We start from the raw sequence: 17,485 nt of genomic DNA, 5'->3' as shown, positions 1-17,485 counted from the left end.
GACCATCGTCGCGGTGAACAAGGATCCCGAGGCCCCGATCTTCGACCTCGCCGACTACGGCGTCGTCGGAGACCTCTTCACCGTCCTGCCCCAACTCACCGAAGACATCAACCACCGCAAGAACTGACAGCACGAGCCGCGCCGGGGGCCGTACGGAGACCGACTCCGTACGGCCTCCGGGCCGTTCCCGGGCCGTTGACGAGGGCCGCGACCGCCGCTAGCTTCGGCGGAGCGGAACCGGGAGGGTGTTCGCATGACGGACCGGCGGATCGCCACCAGCCTCGGCCCGGCGGTCGGGGCGGAGATCGACGCGGCCCTCGCGCCGGTCGACGCGGAGCTGGCCCGGCGCTACCCCGGAGACCCCGGCACCCGCCAGCCCGTCCACACCGTCTACGTTCCCGCCGACGCCCTCACCGCCGGGACCGTCCGCTCCTGGGGCGACCGGGCGCTCGCCGCGCTCGACGAACACGCCCCGGACGCCGGGGCCTTCGCCGCCGCCGTCGGACTCCCGGACCGTCTCGCCGAGCCGGTCCACCACCGCGTACGGGCCAAGCTCGAAAGCGAGCCCGTGGAAGATCTCCGGATCGACTTCGAGGACGGCTACCGGGGCCGCACCGACGCCGAGGAGGACGCGGACGCCGCGCGCGCCGCCCGGCTCGTCGCCCGCGCGTACGAGAACGGCACCGCCGCCCCGTACACGGGCATCCGGACCAAGTGCCTGGAGCCCGCCGTCCGCCCCCGGGCCGTCCGTACCCTCGATGTCTTCCTCACCGGGCTGATGGCGGCGGGCGGACTGCCCGACGGGCTCGTCCTCACCCTCCCCAAGGTCGGCTTCGCCGAGCAGGCCGCGGCCTTCGCCCGGCTCCTCGAAGCCTTCGAGGAGACCCATGGACTGCCGGCGGGCCGGATCGGCTTCGAGATCCAGATCGAGACCAGCCAGTCGATCCTCGCCGCCGACGGCACCGCCACCGTCGCCCGGATGATCGACGCGGCCGGCGGCCGGGCCACCGGACTGCACTACGGCACCTTCGACTACAGCGCCGCCCTCGGCATCGGACCGGCGCACCAGAGAAGCGACCACCCGGCCGCCGACCACGCCAAGGCCGTGATGCAGGTCGCCGCCGCGGGCACCGGCGTACGAGTCAGCGACGGCTCCTCGAACATCCTGCCCACGGGCCCCACCGCCCGGGTGCACGAAGCCTGGCGGCTGCACTACGGGCTGGTCCGCCGGGCCCTCGCCCGCGCCTACCACCAGGGCTGGGACATCCACCCCGGCCAGCTGCCGACCCGCTACGCCGCCGTGTTCGCCCACTACCGGGAGGACCTGGAGCGGACGGCGGCCAGGCTCGCGGCCTACGCGGACGCGGAGCGCGCGGACGGCGGGGGCGTCCTCGACGAGCCCGCCACGGCCAGGGCGCTCGGCGCCCATCTGCTGCGCGGTCTCGACTGCGGGGCGCTGGACGCCGGGGAGATCACCCGCCTCACCGGATTGGGCCGCGCCGAACTGACGGGCTTCGCCCGGCCGCCCCGAGGAGCGGCGGACCCGGCACGCCGATGACGTCCGGCCGCCGTGCTCAGGAGGGCGGGATCTCGCCCGATCCCCGGGGGATGAGCATGGTCCGCAGCGCGACCCGCACCGGCTTCTCCTCCACCCCGTCGAGCCTGCGGAAGAGCTGCTCCGCCGCCGTGCGCCCCAGCGCGGCCGAGTCCTGGGCGATCACCGTGATGCCCAGCAGATCGGCGAGTTCGATGTCGTCGAAACCCACCAGGGCGACGCGGCGCGTCTGTTCCGCGAGGACCCGCACCACCGTCACCGTCACCCGGTTGTTCCCCGCGAACACCGCCGTCACCGGCTCGGGCCCGGTCAGCATCCCCAGCATCGCCGCGCGCACCCGCTCCGGCGCGGTGGTGCCCAGGGAGACCCAGGAGTCCGAGACCGCCAGGCCCTCGTCCGCCATGGCCGTGCGGTAGCCGCGCAGCCGCTCCACCGCCGTGTGGATGCGCGGACGGTCGCCGATGAAGCCGATCCGGCGGTGGCCGTGCGCGATCAGATGCGCCACACCCGCCCGCGCGCCGCCGAAGCTGTCCGAGAGGACCGTGTCGGCGTCTATCCGCCCGGCCGGGCGGTCCACGAACACCGTCGCTATGCCCGCCTTGATCTCCGGCTCCAGATAGCGGTGGTCGTCACCGGCCGGGATCACGATCAGCCCGTCCACCCGGCGCGCGCAGAACGCGAGCGCCAACTCCTGCTCACGGTCGGGGTCCTCGGCGCTCGACCCGTTGATGAGCAGCGTGCCGTGGGCCCGGGCGACCTCCTCCACCGCCCGGCTCAGCGCGCCGTAGAACGGGTCGGCGAGATCCTCCAGCACCAGGCCTATGGAGGCGGTACGGCCCTTGCGCAGCACCCGTGCGCTGTCGTTGCGGCGAAACCCCAGGGACTCGATCGCCTCCTGCACCCGGCGCTCCGTGTCGGGCGTGACGCCGGGCTCGCTGTTGACCACACGTGAGACGGTCTTGAGCCCGACTCCGGCACGCGCGGCGACGTCCTTCATGGTCGGCCGATTGCCGTAGCGGAGTTCAGGACCCCGGGGACGCCCGGGCGTGAACGGAGAGCGATCGGTATCGGCCACTGCGCGCAATCCTGTCGTCGTACGGCGTGTATGCGAATGTGTAGCGGTGAGCATAGAGCCTGGACAACGTTGTCAGGTGAATGAAGACTGTTCTCGACGCCGCAGGTTCGACCAGTTCACCGGGGGATGCCGCACCGATGCATAACGACCTCGTCGCCGCCCTGGACATAGGAGGCACCAAGATCGCCGGCGCGCTGGTCGACGGCGGCGGTCGCATCCGGCTGCGATCCCGGCTGCCCACCCCCGCGCACGAGGACGCGGAGACGGTGATGGCCGCCGTCACCACCGTTCTCGGCGAGCTGTCGCGGTCGCCGCTGTGGGCCCGCGCCCGCGCCGTCGGCATCGGCAGCGCGGGACCCGTGGACGCCTCGGCGGGCACGGTCAGCCCGGTCAATGTGCCCGCGTGGCGCGATTTCCCCCTGGTCCCCCGGGTCGCCCTGGCGGCCGGCGGACTCCCCGTGGTGCTGGTCGGCGACGGGGTCGCGATGACGGCCGCCGAACACTGGCGGGGCGCGGCGCGCGGCTGCCGGAACGCCCTGTGCATGGTCGTCTCCACGGGGGTCGGCGGCGGTCTGGTGATCGACGGCCGTCCGTACCCCGGACCGACCGGGAACGCCGGGCACATCGGCCACATCAGCGTCGATCTGGACGGGGACCTCTGCCCCTGCGGCGGACGCGGCTGTGTGGAGCGGATCGCCAGCGGCCCCAACATCGCCCGGCGGGCCCTGGAGCACGGCTGGCTGCCCGGCCCGGACGGCGATGTCTCGGCCGCCGCCGTGGCCGCCGCCGCCCGGGCGGGCCACCCGGTCGCCGTGGCCTCCTTCGAGCGGGCCGCCCAGGCCCTCGCGGCGGGGATCGCGGCGACGGCCACCCTGGTGGAGATCGAGGCGGCCGTGATCGGCGGGGGAGTCGCGGGCGCGGGAGAGGTCCTCTTCGCGCCGCTGCGCCGCTCCCTGCGCGAGTACGCGACGCTGTCCTTCGTCCGCCGGCTGACCGTCGCGCCCGCCCTCACGGGCGCGGACGCGGGCCTGCTGGGCGCGGCGGCCACCGCCTCCCGGCTCGCCCGGAACACCGGATCCGCCCGCGCCGCCGGGCGCCGCTGAGGCGCTGCCGAAGCACTGCCGAAGCACCGGTGAGGAGCCGAACCGCCGGAGTGGCGCAGGCCCCCCGTACCCCCGCCGCGGAGCGCCGGACCGGTCCCGCTCCCCGGGGATCATCACCGGGCGATCTTGAGATCGGCCCGGTCCACCCGGTCGGACCGGCCCTGGGCGCGCCGCCGGCGGCCATCGCGCCTACGACGTTCGCACCATGGGCGCGGCCCGACGGCGGCGGGGCGGCCCCGGCCCGGCCCCGGCGGGCCGCTCGACACGGGCCGACCCATCACGCCGTGTTCGCGGCGCGGGGTCCCGGCCGCCCCGCGGGACCGGGGGCGGCCCGGGTCCCCGGGGGCCCGAGCCCTGGCCGAGTCCCCCCGGGGGGTTTCCGTGGCAGTGTGTTCCGGGCAATCCACAGTGGGCGACGGAAGAGGGGGGAACCGTGATCATCTGGATCAACGGCGCGTACGGAGCGGGCAAGACCGCCACCGCGCGAGAACTGATCGACCTGATCCCCAACAGCACCCTGTACGATCCCGGACTCATCGGCGCGGGGCTGCGTATGATGCTGCCGCCGAAGCGGCTCGCCGAGGTGAGCGACTACCAGGATCTGCCGAGCTGGCGGCGGCTCGTGGTGGACACGGCGGCCGCCCTGCTGGCCGAGGTGGGCGGGGTGCTGGTGGTCCCGATGACCCTGCTGCGCCAGGAGTACCGGGACGAGATCTTCGGCGGTCTGGCCTCCCGGCGGATCCCGGTCCGCCAAGTGCTGCTGCGGCCGGACGCGTCCATCCGGCGCGGCCGGGCCGCCATCGGCGTGGAGCCCGGCCCCCCGGGCGGGACCGCCGGGGAGCAGTGGGCGTGCGGCCGGACCGAGCCCTGTCCCGCCGCGCTGGAGTGGATCACCGAGGACGCCCATGTCATCGACACCGCGGGGCTCGACCACCGGCAGACCGCCCACCGGATCGCCGAGGCGGTGCGCACCGGGGAGGCGGGCGTCTGCGAGATCGTGCAGACGCCCGAGCCGACCGCGGAGACCCTGGCGGCCGGGGTCCTCCTCTTCGACGAGGAGGACAGGGTGCTGCTCGTCGACCCCACCTACAAGCCCGGCTGGGAGTTCCCCGGCGGCGTCGTCGAACAGGGCGAGGCCCCCGCCCGCGCCGGGATGCGCGAGGTCGCGGAGGAACTCGGCATCCGGCTGGACCGGGTGCCCCGGCTGCTCGTCGCCGACTGGGAGCCGCCCCGGCCCCCCGGCTACGGAGGTCTGCGGCTGCTCTACGACGGCGGCCGGCTGGGCGGCGACGAGGCCGCTCGGGTGCTGCTGCCCGGCGCGGAACTGCGCGACTGGCGTTTCGTCACCGAGCAGGAGGCCCAGCGACTGCTTCCGCCGCTGCGGTACGAACGGCTGCGCTGGGCCCTGCGCGCCCGTGAGCGCGGCACCGCCCTCTATCTGGAAGCGGGAGTTCCGTACTAGGGCCCGCACCAGAGCCCGTACCAGGACCCGTACGAGAGCCCGCACCAGGACCCGTACCAGGGCCTTTTCTCACGCCGGCCAGACGCGGTCCCGCTCCGTCGCAGCCCTGAGCACCGCCGAGGCGTTCTCTCGCACCGGATCGCCGTGGCCGAAGCACGCCACCTCCGCGTCGAGCGCCGCCAGCTTCCGGAAGGAGTCGAGTGTGCCCTCCCGGTCCAGGTTGAACACCCCCATCAGCACCTGGCCGTCCACCGGCGAGGCGGCGACCGTGTCCCCGGTGAACAGCACGCCGCGGGAGGGCAGATGGAGCCCGATGCTGCCCTCCGTATGACCCGGCACCGACACCACGCGCGCCCCGCCCCCGAAGTCCAGCACCTCGCCGTCCGACACCTCCACCACCTCGGCGGGCCGGACGGGCCGGACCGACGGCGGCGGGAGCAGCTTCGACGCCTCCGCGTGGATGGGCAGTTCCCACTCCTCGAACAGGGGCGGCGGACCTGGCGCGTCCCCCCGGACGAACGGCGCGTCCAGGCGGTGCGCCAGCACGGGCGCGCCGCTCAGCGCGGCGAACTCGCCCGCCCCGCCCGCATGGTCCTCGTGGAAGTGCGTCAGCACGATCCGGCGTACGTCACGGGGGTGCAGCCCCAGCCCGGTCACGGCGTCCGCGATCAGCGCGCCCGCGCCGACCGGTCCCGCGTCGATCAGCGTCAACCCGTCCCCGTCCCGCCAGAGATAGGCCTGACCGACCGGGAAGCGCAGCATGGACAGTTCGGGGAGTACCTCGATGATCTCCATACGGCCGAGCGTAGGCAGCGCCCCGGCCCCCGGCGAGGGCGCTCTGCCGAGGGCAGAGGCGCACGCTCCGGCGGCCCGGGGCGCGCCCGCCGGGGCTCAGGGCCTGTCGGACACGACCTGGCCCGCCGCGTAGTTCCGCAGGAAGAGCGCCTCGGTGACGGACAGCCGCTCCAGTTCGGTGGGCGAGACCGACTCGTTGACCGCGTGGATCTGGGCCTTCGGCTCGCTCAGCCCGATCAGCAGGATCTCCGCCTCCGGGTACAGCTCCGCGAGCGTGTTGCAGAGCGGGATCGAGCCGCCCATACCGGACGTCTGCATCTCTTCGCCGGGGTAGGCGACCCGCATCGCGTCCGCCATCGCGGTGTACGCCGGGCTGTCCACGTCCGCCTGGAACGGCTGCCCCTGTCCGACCTGCTCGACCGTCACCCGCGCGCCCCACGGGGTGTGCGCCCGCAGATGGGCGGTGAGCAGCCCGGTCACCTCGGCCGCGTTCCGGCCCGGCGGGACCCGCAGGCTGATCAGCGCGCCGGCGCTCGACTGCACCGAAGGCGTGGCGCCGATCACGGCGGGGCTGTCGATGCCGATGACGGTCACGGCCGGCCGCGCCCAGATGCGGTCGGCGACCGTGCCGGAGCCGATCAGCTCCACCCCGTCGAGCACCTTGGCGTCCGCGCGGAAGTCCGCCTCCGGGTACTGGAGCCCGGTCCAGCTCTGCTCGGCGTCCAGACCGTCGACGGTGGTGGAGCCGTCCTCGGCGCGCAGCGAGTCCAGTACGCGGATCAGCGCCGCCAGCGCGTCCGGGGCCGCGCCGCCGAACTGCCCCGAGTGCAGATTTCCTTCCAGGGTGTCCACCTGGAGGCGGACCATCGTCATACCGCGCAGCGTCGCCGTGACCGTCGGCAGCCCCTCGCGGAAGTTCCCGGAGTCGCCGATGACGACGGCGTCGGCGGCGAGCAGCTCGGGGTGCGCCTCCGCGTACCGCTCCAGGCCGCCGGTGCCCTGCTCCTCCGAGCCCTCCACGATGACCTTGACCGACACCGGCACCCCGCCGTTCGCCTTCAGGGCGCGCAGGGCCAGCAGATGAAGGAGGAAACCGCCCTTGCAGTCGGCGGCCCCCCGGCCGTACCAGCGGCCGTCGCGCTCGGTCAGCTCGAAGGGCGGCGACACCCAGGCGTCCAGGTCCAGCGGCGGCTGAACGTCGTAGTGCGCGTACAGCAGGACCGTCGGCGCGCCGGCGGGGCCGGGCAGCGAGCCGTAGACGGCCTGGCTGCCGTCCGGCGTGTCGAGCACCGCGACATCCTCGAAGCCCTCGGCGCGCAGCGCGTCGGCGCACCAGGCGGCGGCGGCCTCGCACTCGCTCCTCGGGAACTGCGCGGGATCCGCCACCGATCTGAAGGCCACCAGCTCGGCCAGCTCCGCCTTGGCGCGCGGCAGCAGGGCGGCGACGGTCTCGGCGATCGGATCGGCGGTCATGGGCACGCTCCTGGGGGGTGCGACGTTAGGCGATGTGTGTACGGCAAATGTGTGGTCGATCCTCCCACAGCGATGCGAGAGGACCGCCGTAGGATGCCGTCGAGAGCATGGGGAACGCGTCGGATCGGGAGCAGAAGCACATCGTGAGCAGCGAGAACGGCGGCACCGGGGCAGAAGAGGCAGTGGAGCACGACGAGACGGTGTGGGACGTCGTAGTCGTCGGCGCCGGGCCCGCCGGGGCCTCGGCGGCATATGCGGCGGCGGTGGCGGGCCGTCAGGTGCTGCTGCTGGAGAAGGCCGAACTGCCGCGCTACAAGACCTGTGGCGGAGGGATCATCGGCCCCTCCCGTGACAGTCTTCCGCCCGGATTCGAGCTTCCCCTGCGCGAACGGGTGCATGCCGTCACCTTCACCCTGAACGGCAGAATGACCCGTACGCGCCGTTCCAAGAAGACCCTCTTCGGGCTGATCAACCGTCCGGAGTTCGACGCGCTGCTGGTCGAGCACGCGCAGAAGGCGGGCGCGACCCTGCGCACCGGCGTCACCGTCTCCCGGGTGGAGCAGCACGGGCCGGCCGTGCCGGACCGGCGCACGGTGGCCGTGGTGACCTCCGACGGGGAGACCGTCCTCGCGCGGGCGGTCGTCGGCGCGGACGGCAGCGCCAGCCGGATAGGAGCGCATGTCGGGGTCAAGCTCGACCAGGTGGATCTGGGCCTGGAGGCCGAGATCCCGGTGCCGGACCCGGTGGCCGAGGACTGGGCGGGCCGGGTGCTCATCGACTGGGGCCCGATGCCGGGGAGTTACGGCTGGGTGTTCCCCAAGGGGAAGACGCTGACGGTCGGGGTGATCTCGGCGCGCGGCGAGGGCGCGGCGACCAAGCGCTATCTGGAGGACTTCATCGCCCGGCTGGGCCTGGCCGGCTTTGAACCCGAGATCTCCTCGGGGCATCTGACCCGCTGCCGCAGTGACGATTCGCCGCTCTCCCGGGGCCGGGTGCTCGTCTGCGGGGACGCGGCGGGGCTGCTGGAGCCGTGGACGCGCGAGGGGATCTCCTTCGCGCTGCGCTCCGGGCGGCTCGCGGGGGAGTGGGCGGTCCGGATCTCGGAGGCCCATGACGCGGTGGACGCCCGCCGGCAGGCGCTGAACTACGCCTTCGCCATCAAGGCCGGGCTCGGCGTGGAGATGGGGGTGGGGCGCAGGCTGCTCTCCGCCTTCGAGCGCCGCCCCGGCATCTTCCACGCGGCGATCACCGGGCTGCGCCCGGCCTGGCGGGCCTTCGCCGACATCACCCGGGGCGCGACCACACTGGCCGGTCTCGTCCGCACCAGCACGGTGGCCCGCCGCGCGATGGAGACCCTGGACCGGCGCGCCGCCTCGCGCGGCTGAGCGGTCGTCCGGAGGCGGCCCCCGCAGCGGGGGCCGCCTCCGGCGTGTCCGGGGCCGGTACGGTCGTGGGTCCCGTCGGTCCCGTCGGTGGCGTCGGGCCGACGGCCGGTCATCCGGTGACCGTGACGCGGAAGACCGGGTGCCGGTGGGCGGCGGCGAGCAGCTCCTCGTCGGTCGAGTCGGCGTTCACCTCGCCGAAGAAGCGGCCGACCTCCCAGCCCCAGCGCTCCAGATAGTCGCGGAGCAGGGCGGGCTTCTCCTCGTCGGCCAGCTCCACCGCGCTGAACGGGCGGGTCCGGCGGCCGAGCCGGAGCCGTCCGCCGCCCGCGGCGCGCAGATTGCGCACCCACTGGGAGTGGCCGCGGGCGGAGACGAGATAGGTCTCGCCCCCGTGGGAGAGCGGGTTCACCGGGATGCTCCGCCACTCGCCGCTGCTCCGGCCGAGCACGGAGAGCTGCTGACTGCCCATGAGGCTCACCCCGTGGCGGGCGAGCCGGCCGATGACCCTGTTCAGGGCGGTGTCGAAGCGGTTGGGCCGGATGTAGTGGGTCTGTGTCGACACGGCGGGGCTCCAGGGAGGGTGAGGGCCTTCATTTCGAGAGCAGTGCTCTCTCTTGAGATCAGTGTGCATCGATCACGCGCCCCAAAGCAAGAGCAGTGCTCTCGAAAATGTTCGCTGCTCTTGAATTGAAGCGCCAGACTCGATCCAGATCCCCGCTCTCTTTATTGGTCACTGCTCTGAAACATGAAAGACTGCTCCCCATGACCACGATCCGAGGGGCCCGGGCCCGCGCCCGCATCGAAGTCACCGCCGCCATCAAGGACGAGGCCCGCAGACAGCTGGCCGACGAGGGCGCGGCCAAGCTCTCCCTCCGCGCGGTCGCCCGGGAGCTGGGCATGGTCTCCTCCGCCCTCTACCGCTACTTCCCCAGCCGCGACGAACTGCTGACCGCCCTCATCGTCGACGCCTACGACTCCCTCGGCACCGCCGCCGAGTCCGCGCTCGCCACCGGCACCAGCACCAGCACCGGCACCGGCCCGGCCGCCCACGCCGCCCGCTGGGTCGACCTCTGCCGCGCCGTGCGCGCCTGGGCCCTCGCCCACCCCCATGAGTACGCCCTGATCTACGGCTCCCCGGTGCCCGGCTACACCGCCCCCCGGGACACCGTCGTCCCCGCCGCCCGCGTCGGCAACGCGCTGATCTCCGTCGCCCGCGACGCGCACCGCTCGGGCGGCCTCGCCCTCCCGCCCCTCGGCGAGGAGCTGCGCCCCGAGGCCCACCGGCTCGCCGCCACGCTCGCCCCCGATCTGCCGCCCGCCGTCGTCGTCGCGCTGGTGGCCGCCTGGTCGCAGCTCTTCGGGCTGATCTCCTTCGAACTCTTCGGCCAGTTCAACCATGTCGTCGAGGACCGGGACGCCTTCTTCGCCCACGCCGTCGCCCGCCTCGCCCACGAGATCGGACTCGGCGCGCACACCCCCGGGGCCCCGCCCGCCCCCGCCGTACTCCAGGGGGAGTAGACCCGATCACCACGCAGGGCTGACGCCCCGCCGCCCGCCCCCGTCTAGCGTGGCCGCATGGAAGAGCAGCGGTCCCAGCGGCGCGGCGGCCCGCCCCACCCGCCCGGCGCCCGCCCGGCGAGGCGACGCCGCTGGGCGCACGGGCACGCGCACGGGCCCGGGCGCGGACCGCGCCGTACGCCCTGGCTCTCCAGCCTGGTGGTGGCCGCCTCCGTCCCGGTGGCCACGGCCTTCGCGTCGTCCCACGGCGAGGGCGACGAGCGGCTCACCCCCCTGGCATGGGCGCTGTTGCTGCTGGTCCCGGTGTTTCTGCCGCTGCGACGGCACCGGCCCGTTCTCGCGCTCGCCGGGACCGCCGTCGTGACGCTGGCCTTCCTCGCCGTCGGACACCGGTACGGCCCGGTGTTCGTCCCCCTGGTGATCACGGTGTTCACCGCCGTGGTCTCCGGCCGCAGACAGGCCGCCTGGTGGACCGTCGGCGCGTTCTGGGCCTGCCACGCGCTCTTCGCCCACTGGCTCCACCGCCATCTGCCCCCGGCCGGCGACCGCGCCGCGCCCTGGGGGCACGAACTGATCGCCGCCGCCTGGGTGTGCGCGGTCCTCGCCGCTTCGGAGCTGGCCCGCATCAAGAAGGAGGAGTGGATCCGCCAGCGGACCGAACGCGCGGCGGCCGCCCGCCGCCGCGCCGACGAGGAGCGGCTGAGGATCGCCCGGGAACTCCACGATGTGCTGGCCCACTCCATCTCGGTCATCAACGTCCAGGCGGGCGTCGGACTCGCCCTCCTCGACAGCGACCCGGAGCAGGCCCGTACCGCGCTCACCACGATCAAGGCGGCGAGCAAGGAGGCACTGGGGGAGGTGCGCCAGGTGCTGGACGGCCTGCGGACCCCGGGAGACGCGCCCCGCGCCCCCGCCCCCGGCCTGGACCGCCTCCCCGAACTGGTCGAACAGGCCGCGACCGCCGGTCTCGACGTCACCGTCGCCACCGGCGGCGCGTCCTTCCCGCTGCCGCCCGGCACCGACCTCGCGGCCTTCCGTATCGTGCAGGAGGCGCTCACCAATGTGGTGCGGCACTCGGGTTCGCGCCGGGCCAGGGTACGGATCGTGTACGGGAGGGACCGCCTCGCGCTCCATGTCGACGACGACGGCCCGGCCACCGGTTCCGACGCGGGCGGCAGCGGCAACGGACTCGCCGGGATGCGGGAGCGGGCGGCGGCGCTCGGCGGCGGCATCGAGGCCGGCGTACGGCCCGACGGCGGCTTCCGGGTGCGGGCCGACCTCCCCGTACGGCGGGCCGCCCTCCCCGTGCAACAGAAGGAGACACCATGACCGACGGGGGGAACGGGATGATCCGGGTACTGCTCGCGGACGATCAGCTGCTGGTCCGGGCGGGGTTCCGGGCGCTGCTGGACGCTCAGCGCGACATCGGGGTGGCGGGCGAGGCCGCCGACGGCGAGGAGGCGGTGCGGCTGGTGCGCGAACTCCGCCCGGACGTCGTGCTGATGGACATCCGGATGCCGGTGCTCGACGGGCTCGCCGCCACCCGGGAGATCACCGGGGACCCGCAGCTCACCGATGTGAGGGTCGTCATGCTGACCACCTTCGAGCTGGACGAGTACGTCTTTGAGGCGATCCGCTCCGGCGCTTCGGGCTTTCTGGTCAAGGACACCGAGCCGGACGAGCTGTTGCGCGCGATCAGGGCGGTGACGGACGGGGACGCGCTGCTGTCGCCGGGGGTGACCCGGCGGCTGATAGCCGAGTTCGCGGCCCGCTCCAGGGCCCCCGCGGACGCGGCGGCGCTGGCCGATCTCACCGACCGGGAGCGGGAGGTGATGGCCCTGGTGGGCATCGGGCTGTCGAACGACGAGATCGCGCGGCGGCTGGTCGTCAGCCCGCTGACGGCCAAGACCCATGTCAGCCGCACCATGGTGAAGCTGGGCGCGCGCGACCGGGCCCAGCTGGTGGTGCTCGCCTACGAGTCGGGGCTCGTCCGGCCCGGCTGGCTGGGCTGATTTCGCCCCGGGCCGCCCGCCCCCGCGGTCTCGTCCCGGGGGCGGGCGAAGCGCCAGAGGACCGTCACGACCCGGACCGTGAAGACGATCGCCCCGGCCGCGCCGCCCGCGAGAAGCAGCGCGTGCTCGACGGCGGGCGGCAGGGTGAACGCCAGCCCGGGACCGGCGATCGCGCCGAAGACCACCGCGGCCACGAACACCCCGCTCAGCAGCGCGTAACCGATCTCGACGGTGATCGCGTCGCGGTCGGCCTGGGTGCGTTGTGTCATCTCCGCAGTCTCACAGGCCCCGCGGCCACCGGGCAAGGCGAGGAGCCCCGGCTTCCCCGCCGCTCCCTCCGTGCCCCGCCGCTCCCCGCAGTCCCCGCCCGCAGTCCCGCCCGCCGTCCGCGCCCGCAGTCCCGCCCGCCGTCCGCGCCCGGGGTCGCGGCGGCCGGAGCGCCCCCGGACCGTGGGAGACTCGCCCTCATGAACGGCAAGGCGACGAGCACCAGGACAAAGCTGGAAAGGGGCCGCGGCGCACTCGGCCCCGCTCTGGAACTGGTGCACACCGGCCGCGCGGCCACCCGCGCCCTCCTCACCGCCGAACTCGGCGTCACCCGGGCCACCGCGGGCGCGGTCGCGGCCGAACTGGAGGCGCTCGGCCTGATCCGGGTCGACTCCCGGCCCGCCGCCCCGGCCGGTTCCCAGGGCCGGCCCTCCCACCGTCTCTCCCTCGACGAGACGGGCCCGGTGGTGCTCGCCGCCCAGATCCACGCCGACGGGTTCCGCGCGGCCCTCGTCGGACTCGGCGGCCGGATCGTCGCCACCGCGCCGGGCTGTGTCACCGTCGCCGCCGACCCGGCCCAGGTGATCGGCGCGGTCGTCGACGCGGGAGCGGCGCTGCTGCGCGACAGCCGCCGGCGGTGTGTGGGCGCGGGTCTCGCCGTGCCGTCCGCCATCGCCGAACCCGAGGGGACCGCGCTCAACCCGCTGCACATCGCATGGCCGGCGGGAGCCCCCGTACGGGCCATCTTCGCCGCCCGGGTGCGCGCGGCGGGCATCGACGGGCCCGTCTTCACCGGCAATGACGTCAATCTCGCCGCGCTCGCCGAGCACCGCCACGGCGCGGGCCGGGACGCGCGGCAACTGCTCTGCGTCGCCACCGGCCACCGGGGCGTCGGCGGCGCGCTCGTCCTCGACGGGCGGCTGCACACGGGCAGCTCCGGGCTGGCCCTGGAAGTCGGCCATCTCACCGTCAACCCCGACGGCCGCCCCTGCCACTGCGGCGGCCGGGGCTGCCTCGACGTCGAGACCGATCCGCTGGCCTTCCTCACCGAGGCGGGCCGCGAGCCCGGCCCCGAGGTCTCCCTCCTCCAGCGGTCCCGGGAGCTGCTCCGCGCGGAGCCCGCCGACCCGGTGGTCCTGGCCGCCCGCGAGCGGCTGATCGACCGGCTCGGCCTGGGGCTCGCCGGGCTGGTGAACATCCTCAACCCCGACCGCATCATCCTCGGCGGACTCCACCGCGAACTCCTGGCCGCCGACCCCGAGCGGCTGCGCGCGGTGGTCGCCGACCGGGGGCTGTGGGGGCGCGGCGGCGGCGTCCCGATCCTGGCCTGCACCCTCGACCACAACAGCCTGGTGGGCGCGGCGGAACTCGCCTGGCAGCCGGTCCTCGACGACCCCCTGGGCGCACTGGCCTGAGACACCCCCCGGGCCGCCGCCGGGCCGGGGCCCGGGGGCCGGGAACCACCCGTCCGGGGGCACGGGTGACGCCCGGAGCCCCGCGAACGGGTAGGCGATGAAGGCATGAGCCTTCAGCCCGCCGGCGCGAGACCCCACGCGTACCGAGTCCGGCGACTGCGCGTCCGGCTGCTCTCCTCGCAGGCCGCCCTCGCCTGGAACCGGGCCAGGGAGATCGAGCTGCTGCACCGCGCCATGGGCTTCGCCGCGCTCGGCTTCCTCACCCTCGTACCGCTGCTGGTCGTCGTCGCGGCGGCCGACCCCACGAGCGGACAGGGCTTCGCCCGCTGGCTGGGACAGGCGCTCGGGGTCACCCAGGCCTCGCAGGACGAGGTGGAGCGGCTCTTCGGGGTGCCGGGCACCGCGCTCCAGCGCACCACGGCCTTCGGTCTCGCCGCCCTCGCCGCCTTCGGGCTGACCTTCGGATCCGCCGTCCAGACGGGGTACGAGAAGGTCTGGGACCTGCCCACCGCGCGCTGGCACACCATGTGGCGGCATGTCGTCTTCCTCGCCCTGCTCGTCTTCTCCCTGCTGGTCTTCGTCAACACCCCGGCCCCCTCCGACTCCGCCGTCGGCACGGCGGGCGCCGCGCTGGCCGATGTGACCGGCACCTTCCTCTTCTTCTGGATCGCGCAGCGCCTGCTCCTCGGCGGCCGGGTCCGCTGGCCGGCCCTGCTGCCCGGTGCGCTGGTGACCGCCCTGGCCATGCTCGGGCTGCGGATCTTCTCCCAGTTCGTCTTCTCCCCGCTGATCGCCTCGAACGCGGTCACCTACGGGCCGTTCGGGACCGTGCTGGTGCTCCAGTCCTGGCTGGTCGGCGTGGGGGTGGTCGTCTACGGCGGCGCGCTGGTCGGCCGGCTCGTCCACGAGGGGAGGGTGCGCCGCCGGCTGGAACGCGAACTGGGCCCGCCCCCGAGCGGGGGCGGGCCCTGACGGCCGTGGCCGTTTCGACCGGGCGGCTCAGCCCGCCGAGGCCGGCGCGGCCAGCGGCTCATGCACCTCATGCACCTCATGCACCTCGTACGGCTCATGCGCCGGGGCGGCCTGCTCCGGCGGGGGCGGGGCGTCCGCCTCGGCCGGCGGGGCGGCGAGCGTGAACCAGACGGTCTTGCCCGTCTCGCCCCTGGGGTGCACGCCCCACTGGTCGCTCACCGCCGCTATCAGGGAGAGCCCCCGCCCGGAGGTGGCGAAGAGATCGCCGTCCGGCACGGCGGGCGCGGCCGGGATCCGGGGATCGTGGTCATGGACCGAGACCGTGAGCCGGTCGGAGAGCAGCTCGATGTCCACGACGCACATCTTGTCGGGCTCGGCGTGCCGATGAACATTGGTCAGCAATTCCGTGACGCCGAGCGCCGCCTGGTCGATCAGAGGATCGAGATGCCAGTAGCGCAGTTGCGCCGATACGATTCTGCGGACCTGACCGATCCGCGACGGCAGCGCCTGGAGCTCCACCGTGCAGTGCCTGCTTGACTGGCTGATCACGGCTGCGACTCCCCGAAGTGGTCCGGAAGAAGACGAAGGTCGGATCCAGCAGTGTGGCTGCCTGCTGAGTCGTGCCCGGTGATGCGTACGATCCACCGCGATCGTCGCAGTGTCACCGCATAGGCACCCTGAGTGATATGACACCAGAGTGAGGCAGTGATCACTGTCCCGCAACTCGGCGCTCCACGGGGACCTTCGGCCGGACGGCCTCCGGACGGGGTGCGCGCGGTCAGTCCCCGGCGACGCCCGCCCCCCGGACGGCCTTGAGGAAACGCCCTGCCAGCGTCTCCGGATCGGCCCGGTGGTCGCGCTGACCCATGGTCAGCCGATATCGCTTGCCGTTCACCGTCAGCGCGGTGCTCGACTCGTCGGTGAACCAGGCCTTCCCCGCCCGCACCGCGCGGACCGGGGCGCTGTCGATCACCCGTCCGTAGCTGGTGAGCAGCTCCAGCTTGCCGTCCTTGATCAGGACCTGGCCCGCCTTGGTGAGCGAGCGCGGCCAGCGTTCGATCCGTACGCCTGTGGCACGGAACTCCGGCTCGGCCATCGACATGCCCCCACCCCCTTCATCGTTTTCCTGGTGGCAGTCTGCCCAACTCCCGCCGGGGATACCAGGGGATAGGCGGATGCCACGGCCAACTGAACCACAAGTACTTCCTATGGATCCCCCAAGTGATCGTTTCTGCTGGTGGGGGGCTTACTGTGGCGAGTACGGAGGTCAGGGCAGCGGCGGCGGGCGAGGACGGCGGGCATGGAGAACGAGGACAGGCGTGTGACGGAAGAGGCGGTCGCGACCGTCGATGTCGACCACAGCGACCCCGGGTACCGGGCCTGGCTGAAGGAAGCGGTGCGCAAGGTCCAGGCCGACGCCAACCGCTCGGCCGACACCCATCTGCTGAGGTTTCCGCTGCCCGAGCGGTGGGGGATCGACCTCTACCTCAAGGACGAATCCACCCACCCCACCGGCAGTCTGAAGCACCGGCTGGCCCGCTCCCTCTTCCTCTACGGGCTCTGCAACGGCTGGATCCGCCCGGACCGGCCCGTCATCGAGGCGTCCAGCGGCTCGACCGCCGTCTCCGAGGCGTACTTCGCGAGCCTGATCGGCGTCCCCTTCGTCGCCGTGATGCCGCGCACCACCAGCGCCGAGAAGATCCGCCTGATCGAATTCCACGGCGGCCGGTGCCACTTCGTGGACGACCCCCGGCGGATGTACGAGGAGTCCGCCGCGCTCGCCGAACGGACCGGCGGCCACTACATGGACCAGTTCACCTACGCCGAACGGGCCACCGACTGGCGCGGCAACAACAACATCGCCGAGTCCATGTACCAGCAGCTCAGGCTGGAGCGCTATCCCGAGCCCGCCTGGATCGTCGCCACCGCCGGCACCGGGGGCACCTCGGCGACCATCGCCCGCTATGTGCACTACATGCAGTACGACACCCGGATCTGCGTCCCCGACCCGGAGAACTCCTGTTTCTTCGACGGCTGGACCCGGGGCGACCCCAACGCGTCCACCGAGGCCGGCTCCCGCATCGAGGGCATCGGCCGCCCCCGTATGGAGCCGAGCTTCGTCCCCGGGGCCGTCGACCGGATGATGAAGGTGCCCGACGCGGCCAGCGTCGCCGCCGTACGGGCGCTCGACACGGCGATCGGGCGGAAGGCGGGCGGCTCCACCGGCACCGGGCTGTGGAGCGCGCTGAAGATCGTCGCGGAGATGGTCCGCGACGGACGGCGGGGCAGTGTGGTCACCCTTCTCTGCGACCCGGGCGACCGCTATCTCGACAAGTACTACTCCGACGACTGGCTCGCCGAACAGGGGCTGGACATCGCGCCCTACGCCCGCGAACTCGACGCCTTCCTCGCCACCGGCCGGTGGCCCGGCCCGGACGGGACGGCCGGCTGAA

General features: G+C 73.8%; 17 protein-coding genes and 1 pseudogene. 11 read left to right on the top strand and 7 right to left on the bottom strand.

What is annotated here, in order from left to right:
• Together ABD371_RS22740 and ABD371_RS22735 are read left to right on the top strand one after the other, a co-directional pair.
• A pseudogene (locus ABD371_RS22740) lies at window positions 1-127 on the top strand (electron transfer flavoprotein subunit alpha/FixB family protein); the annotation flags it as partial.
• A gap of 126 nt (window positions 128-253) precedes the next feature.
• Window positions 254-1,558, top strand: a complete 1,305-nt coding sequence (locus ABD371_RS22735; RefSeq protein WP_344479634.1) for a DUF6986 family protein — start codon at window positions 254-256, stop codon at window positions 1,556-1,558.
• 16 nt (window positions 1,559-1,574) lie between these two features.
• Here ABD371_RS22735 and ABD371_RS22730 read toward each other — a convergent pair whose 3' ends face one another.
• Window positions 1,575-2,552 (bottom strand): LacI family DNA-binding transcriptional regulator, encoded by a 978-nt coding sequence (locus ABD371_RS22730; RefSeq protein WP_344479632.1) that lies wholly within the window; start codon window positions 2,550-2,552, stop codon window positions 1,575-1,577.
• 215 nt (window positions 2,553-2,767) lie between these two features.
• Here ABD371_RS22730 and ABD371_RS22725 point away from each other — a divergent pair, with 215 nt between their 5' ends.
• Together ABD371_RS22725 and ABD371_RS22720 are read left to right on the top strand one after the other, a co-directional pair.
• Window positions 2,768-3,733 (top strand): ROK family protein, encoded by a 966-nt coding sequence (locus ABD371_RS22725; RefSeq protein WP_344479630.1) that lies wholly within the window; start codon window positions 2,768-2,770, stop codon window positions 3,731-3,733.
• A 433-nt stretch (window positions 3,734-4,166) separates the two neighbouring features.
• The gene (locus ABD371_RS22720) at window positions 4,167-5,195 is read left to right on the top strand and encodes an NUDIX domain-containing protein (RefSeq protein ID WP_344479629.1); all 1,029 of its coding nucleotides are present in this window, start codon (window positions 4,167-4,169) and stop codon (window positions 5,193-5,195) included.
• Between the two features lie 69 nt (window positions 5,196-5,264).
• Here ABD371_RS22720 and ABD371_RS22715 read toward each other — a convergent pair whose 3' ends face one another.
• Together ABD371_RS22715 and ABD371_RS22710 are read right to left on the bottom strand one after the other, a co-directional pair.
• Window positions 5,265-5,990: an MBL fold metallo-hydrolase gene (locus ABD371_RS22715; protein ID WP_344479628.1), complete on the bottom strand. Its 726-nt coding sequence runs from the start codon at window positions 5,988-5,990 to the stop codon at window positions 5,265-5,267.
• 96 nt (window positions 5,991-6,086) lie between these two features.
• Window positions 6,087-7,463 carry a dipeptidase gene (locus ABD371_RS22710; protein WP_344479626.1) on the bottom strand — a complete coding sequence of 459 codons (1,377 nt, stop codon included), beginning with the start codon at window positions 7,461-7,463 and terminating at the stop codon, window positions 6,087-6,089.
• A 107-nt stretch (window positions 7,464-7,570) separates the two neighbouring features.
• Between ABD371_RS22710 and ABD371_RS22705 the strand changes: the two genes are divergently transcribed.
• Window positions 7,571-8,848, top strand: coding sequence for a geranylgeranyl reductase family protein (locus ABD371_RS22705; RefSeq protein ID WP_344479624.1), 1,278 nt, complete (start codon window positions 7,571-7,573; stop codon window positions 8,846-8,848).
• A 109-nt stretch (window positions 8,849-8,957) separates the two neighbouring features.
• Here ABD371_RS22705 and ABD371_RS22700 read toward each other — a convergent pair whose 3' ends face one another.
• A complete protein-coding gene (locus ABD371_RS22700) occupies window positions 8,958-9,410 on the bottom strand; it encodes a nitroreductase family deazaflavin-dependent oxidoreductase (protein WP_344479623.1) in 453 nt (150 codons plus the stop codon).
• Window positions 9,411-9,610: 200 nt separating this feature from the next.
• Here ABD371_RS22700 and ABD371_RS22695 point away from each other — a divergent pair, with 200 nt between their 5' ends.
• Genes ABD371_RS22695 through ABD371_RS22685 form a run of 3 tightly spaced genes read left to right on the top strand, consistent with a single transcriptional unit; the run spans window position 9,611 to window position 12,378 of the window.
• Window positions 9,611-10,366: a TetR/AcrR family transcriptional regulator gene (locus ABD371_RS22695; protein ID WP_344479621.1), complete on the top strand. Its 756-nt coding sequence runs from the start codon at window positions 9,611-9,613 to the stop codon at window positions 10,364-10,366.
• A 57-nt stretch (window positions 10,367-10,423) separates the two neighbouring features.
• On the top strand, window positions 10,424-11,695 hold the full coding sequence (locus tag ABD371_RS22690; protein WP_344479620.1) for a sensor histidine kinase: 1,272 nt from the start codon (window positions 10,424-10,426) through the stop codon (window positions 11,693-11,695).
• A 17-nt stretch (window positions 11,696-11,712) separates the two neighbouring features.
• Complete coding sequence (locus tag ABD371_RS22685) at window positions 11,713-12,378, top strand: response regulator transcription factor (RefSeq protein ID WP_344479648.1); 666 nt, start codon at window positions 11,713-11,715, stop codon at window positions 12,376-12,378.
• Here ABD371_RS22685 and ABD371_RS22680 read toward each other — a convergent pair.
• Window positions 12,339-12,647, bottom strand: coding sequence for a DUF6332 family protein (locus ABD371_RS22680; protein ID WP_344479618.1), 309 nt, complete (start codon window positions 12,645-12,647; stop codon window positions 12,339-12,341). The two genes, ABD371_RS22685 and ABD371_RS22680, sit on opposite strands and share 40 nt — an antisense overlap.
• Window positions 12,648-12,845: 198 nt before the next feature.
• Here ABD371_RS22680 and ABD371_RS22675 point away from each other — a divergent pair, with 198 nt between their 5' ends.
• Both ABD371_RS22675 and ABD371_RS22670 read left to right on the top strand, forming a co-directional pair.
• Window positions 12,846-14,060 (top strand): ROK family protein, encoded by a 1,215-nt coding sequence (locus ABD371_RS22675; protein ID WP_344479616.1) that lies wholly within the window; start codon window positions 12,846-12,848, stop codon window positions 14,058-14,060.
• A gap of 105 nt (window positions 14,061-14,165) precedes the next feature.
• A complete protein-coding gene (locus ABD371_RS22670; protein ID WP_344479614.1) occupies window positions 14,166-15,032 on the top strand; it encodes a YhjD/YihY/BrkB family envelope integrity protein in 867 nt (288 codons plus the stop codon).
• A gap of 27 nt (window positions 15,033-15,059) precedes the next feature.
• On the opposite strand, the gene ABD371_RS22665 is transcribed toward ABD371_RS22670, so the two are convergent.
• Both ABD371_RS22665 and ABD371_RS22660 read right to left on the bottom strand, forming a co-directional pair.
• The gene (locus tag ABD371_RS22665) at window positions 15,060-15,581 is read right to left on the bottom strand and encodes an ATP-binding protein (protein WP_344479613.1); all 522 of its coding nucleotides are present in this window, start codon (window positions 15,579-15,581) and stop codon (window positions 15,060-15,062) included.
• Between the two features lie 229 nt (window positions 15,582-15,810).
• On the bottom strand, window positions 15,811-16,134 hold the full coding sequence (locus tag ABD371_RS22660; RefSeq protein WP_344479611.1) for a hypothetical protein: 324 nt from the start codon (window positions 16,132-16,134) through the stop codon (window positions 15,811-15,813).
• 198 nt (window positions 16,135-16,332) lie between these two features.
• On the opposite strand from ABD371_RS22660, the gene cds1 reads away from it, so the two are divergent.
• Window positions 16,333-17,484, top strand: coding sequence for an L-cysteine desulfhydrase Cds1 (gene cds1, locus ABD371_RS22655; protein ID WP_344479610.1), 1,152 nt, complete (start codon window positions 16,333-16,335; stop codon window positions 17,482-17,484).
• Window position 17,485 lies beyond the last annotated feature (1 nt).

Source organism: Streptomyces amakusaensis, from assembly GCF_039532665.1.
Classification (GTDB): domain Bacteria; phylum Actinomycetota; class Actinomycetes; order Streptomycetales; family Streptomycetaceae; genus Streptomyces; species Streptomyces amakusaensis.
This window is presented reverse-complemented; position numbering and strand designations above follow the sequence as displayed.